The organism is Mesorhizobium argentiipisi (SeqCode), assembly GCF_037179585.1.
Classification (GTDB): domain Bacteria; phylum Pseudomonadota; class Alphaproteobacteria; order Rhizobiales; family Rhizobiaceae; genus Mesorhizobium; species Mesorhizobium argentiipisi.
In genome coordinates this window covers 1-278 of the sequence record NZ_JAPYKO010000133.1, presented here as the reverse complement: position 1 = coordinate 278, position 278 = coordinate 1, and the positions used below count along the sequence as shown (strand labels likewise).

At 65.5% G+C, this 278-nt stretch carries 1 pseudogene; it reads right to left on the bottom strand.

The features are described 5' to 3' along the window. Nucleotides 1-228, bottom strand: a pseudogene (locus O7A05_RS34265) (IS110 family transposase); the annotation flags it as partial. Nucleotides 229-278: the final 50 nt, after the last annotated feature.

The window sequence follows — 278 nt, the reverse complement described above, 5'->3', positions numbered from 1 at the left end:
GCAGACGGCCGGCAGGCCGAGTTTCTTGAGCTCCGGATGCAGCCAGGGCGACAACGCGCCGGCCTCGTGGCCGACGCGGCGCAGGCGCGGCAGAAACGGCTTCAACGTCGCAAACAGCGCGTCGGGATCAGTCACCGCCGTCATCTCGAGATGCACCGCGCCATGATCGTCGACGACGCACACCGCCGTCTCGTCCATCGCTACGTCCAGTCCGCAAAAGAATTCCATCGTTCGCCTCCTGCGTTGCTTCACAGGAGCAGATTCTGCCGCCGAGTCGC